At 39.5% G+C, this 7,752-nt stretch carries 7 protein-coding genes; 5 read left to right on the top strand and 2 right to left on the bottom strand.

Going from position 1 to position 7,752, the window contains the following annotated elements:
* Together VB714_RS20225 and VB714_RS20220 are read left to right on the top strand one after the other, a co-directional pair.
* On the top strand, positions 1-427 hold a 427-nt coding region (locus tag VB714_RS20225; protein ID WP_323226487.1), incomplete at its 5' end, for an allophycocyanin subunit alpha-B.
* A gap of 97 nt (positions 428-524) precedes the next feature.
* Positions 525-1,010, top strand: a complete 486-nt coding sequence (locus VB714_RS20220) for a hypothetical protein (RefSeq protein ID WP_323226486.1) — start codon at positions 525-527, stop codon at positions 1,008-1,010.
* Here the strand turns inward: VB714_RS20220 and VB714_RS20215 are convergent.
* The gene (locus VB714_RS20215; protein ID WP_323226485.1) at positions 945-1,751 is read right to left on the bottom strand and encodes a hypothetical protein; all 807 of its coding nucleotides are present in this window, start codon (positions 1,749-1,751) and stop codon (positions 945-947) included. The genes VB714_RS20220 and VB714_RS20215 overlap by 66 nt on opposite strands.
* A 95-nt stretch (positions 1,752-1,846) precedes the next feature.
* Here VB714_RS20215 and VB714_RS20210 point away from each other — a divergent pair, with 95 nt between their 5' ends.
* Together VB714_RS20210 and VB714_RS20205 are read left to right on the top strand one after the other, a co-directional pair.
* Positions 1,847-2,329, top strand: coding sequence for a tetratricopeptide repeat protein (locus VB714_RS20210; protein WP_323226484.1), 483 nt, complete (start codon positions 1,847-1,849; stop codon positions 2,327-2,329).
* 58 nt (positions 2,330-2,387) lie between these two features.
* Positions 2,388-6,179, top strand: a complete 3,792-nt coding sequence (locus VB714_RS20205; protein ID WP_323226483.1) for an FkbM family methyltransferase — start codon at positions 2,388-2,390, stop codon at positions 6,177-6,179.
* Between the two features lie 10 nt (positions 6,180-6,189).
* Here VB714_RS20205 and wecB read toward each other — a convergent pair whose 3' ends face one another.
* Positions 6,190-7,317, bottom strand: coding sequence for a non-hydrolyzing UDP-N-acetylglucosamine 2-epimerase (gene wecB / locus VB714_RS20200; protein WP_323226482.1), 1,128 nt, complete (start codon positions 7,315-7,317; stop codon positions 6,190-6,192).
* 46 nt (positions 7,318-7,363) lie between these two features.
* Here wecB and VB714_RS20195 point away from each other — a divergent pair, with 46 nt between their 5' ends.
* Positions 7,364-7,657: a hypothetical protein gene (locus VB714_RS20195; protein ID WP_323226481.1), complete on the top strand. Its 294-nt coding sequence runs from the start codon at positions 7,364-7,366 to the stop codon at positions 7,655-7,657.
* The last annotated feature ends 95 nt before the right edge of the window (positions 7,658-7,752 follow it).

Raw genomic sequence — 7,752 nt, 5'->3', positions numbered from 1 at the left:
TGGGGAGTTAACCAGCATCAATAACTTCCTGCAAACGGGAGAACAACGAATGCGGATCGTCGAAACCCTTACAGAAAGCGAGAAAAAAATCGTTGAGAAAGCCAGTAAGGAACTTTGGAAAAAACGCCCCGACTTTATTTCTCCTGGGGGAAATGCCTTTGGACAGAAACAGCGAGCGCTTTGTTTGCGGGACTATGGCTGGTATCTGCGCTTAGTCACCTACGGTATCTTAGCGGGGGACAAAAGCCCGATCGAGCAGATTGGTTTAATTGGGGTGAAAGAGATGTATAACGCCCTTAACGTTCCTGTTGCGGGAATGGTTGAAGCCATTAGCTGCCTGAAAGAAGCCTCTCTCGGCCTCCTCGATACTGAGGATGCCAAAGCGGCCGAACCCTATTTTGACTATATTATTCAGTCCATGTCCTGAGTTGGGCAAGCGCGATCGCCGATTCACCCTCGATAGTATATAGTACATCGATATCTGAAAGGCGATCGCTCTGTTTTTCATTTTTCCTCGAGAATTCGTGCAATCCCCCATCCGGTTTTTACCTCTTTCCCTCAGCATTTTATTTATTCTGCACCTTGTTTTGGGTTGGTCTGTGGCGGATTCTACGACTCGCGAGTTAATGTGGTTGCTGGTGGGTTTTCTGTTGCTCTTAATGGCATTCGTGTTTACTGCCCCCAGCAGCATTGTCCGTAGGATTTTGACCAGTCCTCTCCGCTCAGATTCTCGTGCTTTTATTTCGGTCATTCTCATTGCTTTTGCGACAGTTGTTTTAATTACGTGGATTCACCGTTTTATTCAATTTATTGCCTTATTTGCGGCGGCTTCTTTGGTGAGATTGGAACTCCAAGAAGCAAACTTGGAAGAATGGCAATCTTTTACTTTATTTGCGATCGTGAGTTTGGCTGGTTTTGGAACAGGCATTTTAGCCCATCAATTGTTAGGGATCGGAGGGGAATACAACTTGAAGTCTACCTTCTTCATTTTGAATAATTTCTCCACCTAACTGATAGATATTGGCGATCGCAATTTTTTGGGTTCGTTCATCTCGAGTCTGTTCGAGAACCATCCCCCATGCTGCAACTCTAGTTTTTTCAATACTAGGACGACTGGCCAAAAAGTTAGCAGTATTGCGAGAATTTTCTGCGATCGCTTGACTTTTGGGATCGTCATAGGTAGAAGCCCAATCTGCGGCTTTAGTAAAAGTCTTTTGTGCAGTTTCAATATCCCCCAGAAATAAAATTTCATTGATGCCTTTATTCCGCACGGCATAATAAGAATATTTAGGGGCTTGAGGGGCTAATTGTTCAATTCCTCGCGCCATAATTTCATCGGTTTCTTTAGGTTTAGCGGCATAAATTGAGCCACTGGTTCCTAAAAATGTATAGGCTGTGAGAAAACGGGGATCGCGATCGAGAATAATGCGAAAATAATCGGGAACAAGAGAATATCCAGTAATATTACGAGCAGATTCATCACCAAAATACTGCAAAAATTTTAACATTTCCCAATTGGCAAGGAGATTATCAAACCCAAATGCGGGCATTCGCTGCAAAAGCTGTAGGCGAATTCGTTCTAATTCCTCTTCTCGCTGCAATTTTTCTGGGGTCAAGTTATTCTCTCGGTTGGCGATCGCCTCGAGTTGAGGACGTTGTAAAGTAATGACTGCAAATAGAGATAAGGCGATCGCCAGAGAATTCCACAGGAGAGAGGAACGAGCAATCGAAAGTAAATTAGAGCGAGACATAAGACGAAGCGATCGTTTAAGATAAGAACTGGGGTAGCTTAAAGTGTAGAGTTATCATCAGTATAGCGATATCGAGGAAAGTTTCTCATCTAATCATGGCTAATCCAGTTCAGCGCGTTTTGATTTTTGTTTCCGGTCTTGCTTTTCTCAGTTCGATGGGATTTATGGCCGCCAGTGTATTGAGTAATAATAATACTGCCACTCAAAATTCCGAGCAGTCTGGACAAGAAGAAGGCGATCGCGAGTTATTGGCTCGAGAAAGCGGATATGTTGCGGTATTAGACCGAGAACCCGATAATGTTCTTGCCTTACAAGGATTGATCCAAACTCGCCTTGCTCTGCAAAAATGGCAAGAAGTGATAGAACCTCTCGAAACTTTAGCAAAAAAATCTCCCGATAACCCAGAAATTTGGCAAGCACTGGCTGCGGTTCATATCCAATTACAAGACTATGAAGGCGCGATCGCACCAATGGAAAAGTTATCAGAATTAACTCCAGAAAATGAAGAATTAAAGAAACAATTGGAAAATTTAAAACAGCAAGTTACACAAAACCAGAAAAACAAACCTAATGAATAGGTTCTCGATCTGATAGATTAAAAAATAGTTAAAACAAGCAATAATCTTTATTTGAAAAATGGTAGAATCCCAATTAGATAATTTAATTGCTCCTGAAATCAAAAATGATGAATTTTATGAACTCATTCAAATAATTGCTGAGAATGAAAATATTAAAACTGTTTTAGAAATTGGTTCTTCATCAGGACAAGGCAGCACAGAAGCCTTTGTTCAAGGATTAAGGAATAATGTAAATACTCCCACTTTGTTTTGTATAGAAATTTCTCAAACTAGATTTACAGAACTACAAAAAACTTATCAAGAAGATGATTTTGTTAAATGTTATAATGTTTCGTCAATTGGTCTTTCTGAATTTCCCGATCGCGAAGAAATTATAAAATTTTATACCCAAAATCACACCAATCTCAACCAATATCCTCTTGGTACTGTTTTAGAGTGGCTAGAACAAGATTTAGCATACGTGCGTTCTGCTAAAGTTCCAGAACAAGGAATTCAACAAATAAAACAGGAAAATAATATTGATTATTTTGATGTTGTTTTAATTGACGGGTCAGAATTTACTGGAGAGGTAGAATTTCAATATATATACGGAGCAAACTTTATTCTTTTAGATGATATTAATACATTTAAAAACTATAATAATTATTGTAGTTTATTAGAAGATAGTAAATATGAGGCGATCGCAGAAAACAAAAATATTCGGAATGGCTATGCAATTTTCAAGAAGAGATTGAACTCAAATAAAACAATAAACTATACCAATTTACAATCATCGATCGGTCACGAACAAAAAGAGCAACGACTTGTTAAAAACTTAATTGTTCCACGAGTTACGGTTTTTGATGTTGGTGCAAATGTCGGCGATTACTCTATTTTGCTCAGTCAACTTGTAGGTTATTTTGGTCGAGTTTACGCTTTTGAACCAACAAAAACTTCCTACGAACAATTGAAAAAACGCATACAAGATTACGATCTGCAAAATATTGCTGCAATTCAAAAAGCAGTGTATTCTACCAATACAGATATTGAATTCAATGAATTTCCTGAAGAATATTCGGCGTGGAATAGTCTAGGAAAGCCTATAATGCAAGATCCATTGGGAAAACATTCTGTTGTGCCGATTGTTAACATTGAAAAAGTAGAAGCGATTACATTAGATAAATTTTGTGAAACCGAAAACATTGAGCAGATTTATTTTCTCAAAATAGATGTTGAAGGTGCAGAAAGTGATGTTTTAAAAGGGTGCCAAAATCTTTTAAGTCAAAAGAAAATTAGATACATTCAATTTGAAATATCGCAAAAAATGCTAGAAGGTTTTAATAGAGAAGCCAAAGAAGTGTTTAAAATATTAATCCAAAATGATTACGAATGTCATGAAATTACTCCAGAAGGTGAAATTGGAGCATTAGTAACTAACTCGACTTCCTTCTACGAAAATTATCTTGCCTTCACATCAATTCCCATCCATTTCTTTACAATTGTGTTAAATGGAGAACCTTTTATTCGCTATCATATTGATATTTTCAAAAAACTTCCCTTTCAATGGCACTGGCATATTGTGGAAGGAGTAGCTGACCTCAAACATGATACAGCTTGGAGTGTTCGTTTAGGAGGAACGATCGCAGATGAATTGCACGATCGCGGTTTAAGTAAAGATGGAACATCTGCTTATTTAGACGAATTGGCAAGCAAGTATCCCAATAATATTACAGTTTACCGAAAACCCGAGGGAGAATTTTGGGATGGTAAACGAGAAATGGTGAATGCTCCTTTAGAAAACATTACAGAAGAATGCTTATTGTGGCAAATTGATGTAGATGAATTATGGACAGAAGAGCAAATCGACATGGTTCGTAAACTGTTTATAACAAACCCTCAAAAAACGGCAGCATTTTATTGGTGTTGGTATTTTGTTAGCGAACAATTAGTTGTAAGTACGCGAAATTGTTATAGTCAAAATCCTCAACAAGATTGGTTAAGAACTTGGCGATTTCAACCCGGATATCAATGGGTGGCTCATGAACCTCCAATTTTAGGAAAACTATTACCTAATGGTCAGTGGCAAGATATTGCTAAAGTCAATCCTTTCTTACATGAAGAAACTGAGCAAAAAGGTCTTATTTTTCAACATTTTGCCTATGTACTACCCGAGCAACTTCAATTTAAAGAAAAATATTATGGTTATCAGAATGCCTTAATACAGTGGCAAAAACTGCAAACAAAAGAACAATTTCCCGTACTCTTAAGAGAATATTTTTCGTGGGTTGGAGACGATACAATGATCGATCGCTCGCAATCTTTAGGAATTAGCCCAATTTTACAGCGTCACGAAACAGAATCAGAGTGGAAATTCGTTAAACCTCCTACAACGCAATCCGTTGCTTTCAAAACGCTAGAATCTCCTAAAATTTTAATTGATGGCGTATTTTTTCAATACTACAATACAGGCATTGCCCGAGTCTGGAAAAGTTTGTTGCAAGAATGGGTTAAAAACGGTTTTTCTCAACATCTCTTAGTTTTAGATCGAGGGGTAAGCGCTCCTAAAATTCCCGGAATTCGCTATCGAACAATTCCTCTACACGACTATAATAATCTAGAAAAGGATCGCGCTCTACTGCAAGACATCTGCGATCGCGAAGGAATAGATGTTTTTATATCAACGTACTATAGTATTCCTCTCTCAACGCCATCTGCTCTTCTGCTATACGATATGATTCCAGAAGTATTAGGAGCAAATTTACAAGAACCGATGTGGCAAGAGAAGCAAGAAGCAATTCAATATGCGTCAACTTATCTAGCTATTTCAGAAAATACGGCACGAGATTGTCAGAAAATATATACCGATATCGAATCGATTACAGTCGCTTCCTGTGGGGTTTCCGATCTGTTTTTCCCTGCACCAGAAGAAGATATCCTTCGCTTTAAATTTAAGTATGGGATTAGCAAACCTTATTTTCTATTAGTTGCCCCCGGAACGGGTTATAAAAACTCGCAATTATTTTTTCAAGCCTTCTCTCAATTATGTACTAAACAAGGATTTGAGTTAGTTTGTACGGGCAATCAAGGTCTTTTAGAAGAAAGTTTAAGAAACTTTGTCCCCGGTGTTGTCGTTCATACATTGATTTTAAGCGATGAGGAATTAAGGTTGGCATATTGTGGCGCAGTTGCTTTAGTTTATCCGTCACTTTATGAAGGATTCGGCTTACCAATTTTAGAGGCGTTAGTGTCTGGATGTCCGGTAATTACAACACCTAATGCTTCCATTCCAGAAGTCGCAGGAGAAGCGGCAATTTATACGAATGCAGGCAGTATTGACGAGATGATGAATGCACTCTGCGAAGTCCAAAAACCTAAGATCCGAAGTTCTCTAATTACTTTAGGATTGCAACAAGCACAGAAATTCACTTGGTCAATGATGGCACAAACAGTTAGTCTAGCGTTGATTGAAACCACGTTATTGCCGTTAAATTTACAAGAGATAAATTGGATTATTTTTCCAGATTGGACGCGATCGGAAGAGGTTTTAGGGGAAATTTTTAGCGAGTTACTGAAAAAAATTGCAACTCATCGCGATCGCGATAAAATAGCTCTATTGCTCTATATGGAAGAAGGAATAGAAGACGACGTGAATCTATTATTATCGGGAGTGGTGATGAATCTACTGATGATGGAGGATTTGGATGTGAGTGAAGGGATAACCATTAGTTATATTCAACCAATGGCACAAATTCAGTGGGAGGCATTATTCCCTCGACTCCAACAACGGATTCTTTTACCTGTGGAAAATGGGGAGGCAATTCTCAGCATTCAAGCGGATCCTTTACCTACTTGTTCTTTAGCAGAATTATAATTGTTTCTACTTAACCAATTATCTTATTTATCTTTTCTTTTTCAGCTAAATAATCAGTGACAATTTGAACAATTCGTTCGGAAGCGCGACCATCTCCAAAAGGATTAATTGCATTAGCCATTATGGCGTAGGCTGAGTTATTATTTAATAGTCGAGAAGCCTCTTTTGCGATCGCCTTAGCATTCGTTCCCACTAATTTAGCCGTTCCCGCTTCCACCGCTTCGGGACGTTCCGTTGTTTCCCGCAAAACTAAAACAGGTTTACCTAAACTGGGGGCTTCCTCTTGCAATCCTCCCGAATCCGTGAGAAGTAAATAGCACCGTTGAATTGCCCCCACCAGTTGGGCATAATCAAGAGGTTCTGTGAGAAAAACCCTCGGATGTTCTCCTAAGCGATTTTGAATGGGATTTCTGACAATAGGATTGCGATGCAGAGGTAATAGCAAGGCTGTATCGGGAAACTCTGCTAAAATTTGCTCGAATCCCGACAAAATATCTTCTAAAGGTTTTCCCCAATTTTCTCGCCGATGGACAGTAGCCAGTAAGACCCGGTATTTTTCCCAGTCTAAGCCATCGATTGGACATTCAGGACGCGCTTTAGCCGCCGTTAAGAGGGCATCGATCACCGTATTTCCCGTTTGATGAATTACCCCCGTCACCCCCGATCGCCTTAAATTCTCCACAGCGAGAGGAGTTGGTGCAAAATGAATTTGACCGATTTGAGAAATCAAGCGTCGATTGGCCTCTTCTGGGTAAGGATTGAACAAGTCATCAGTACGCAATCCGGCTTCAACGTGAGCAACGGGAATTTGTTGATAGAATGCCGCTAATGCAGAGGTAAAAGCAGTCGTTGTATCCCCTTGTACTAAGACCATGCTGGGCTTGATTTCGCGGAAAATCTCCTCGAGTCCTCGCAACGTAGCGCAGGTAATATCTGTTAGACTTTGTTTAGGTTGCATGATATTGAGGTCGCGATCGGCTTGCAACTGAAATAACTGCATGACTCGATCCACCATTTCTCGATGTTGTCCAGTGAGGATCGTGTAAGTTTTTAACGGCGAACAAGTCCGAAATTGCTGGATAACCGGGGCGAGTTTGATAGCTTCGGGTCGCGTCCCGAGAATGATACAAATCGACATAGAAGGAACAATCCTTAATTTTTAGAAATAAATCGAGATCAATGCTATGAAAAATAACAGTTTTTTGCTTATCTTCGCCTTCCTAACTTGTGCCTTTCCCTTTATACCCCAAAGAGCTTTAGGAGACGAGATTTGGTCAACAGAAGAATATGATGTCATCTACCAAGAAGACCGCAATAGAACCGCGATTTGGTCTTATGGCCGCGATGGATTAATCTTTATAGATGGTTTAGCAGGAGTATATACGAATCGAGGCTCTTATACGGGTTATTGGGTTCAAAACTCTTCTTCTCTGCGTTGCGATACTTTTGACACTCCCCCGTTAAATCAAAGATTATAACGAGGGATTCTTGCTTCACTGGGTTTGCCTAGTTTCAAGTCATCTCTGTCTTGAAACCCCGTCCAGATTCCCCTCCACAAGCATCTGTTTAACGT

This window comes from Spirulina sp. 06S082 (assembly GCF_034932145.1).
In the GTDB taxonomy this organism is placed as follows: Bacteria; Cyanobacteriota; Cyanobacteriia; order Cyanobacteriales; family Spirulinaceae; genus CCY15215.
Note: the sequence above shows the minus strand (reverse complement) of the source record. Positions and strands in the feature narration are given on the sequence as shown.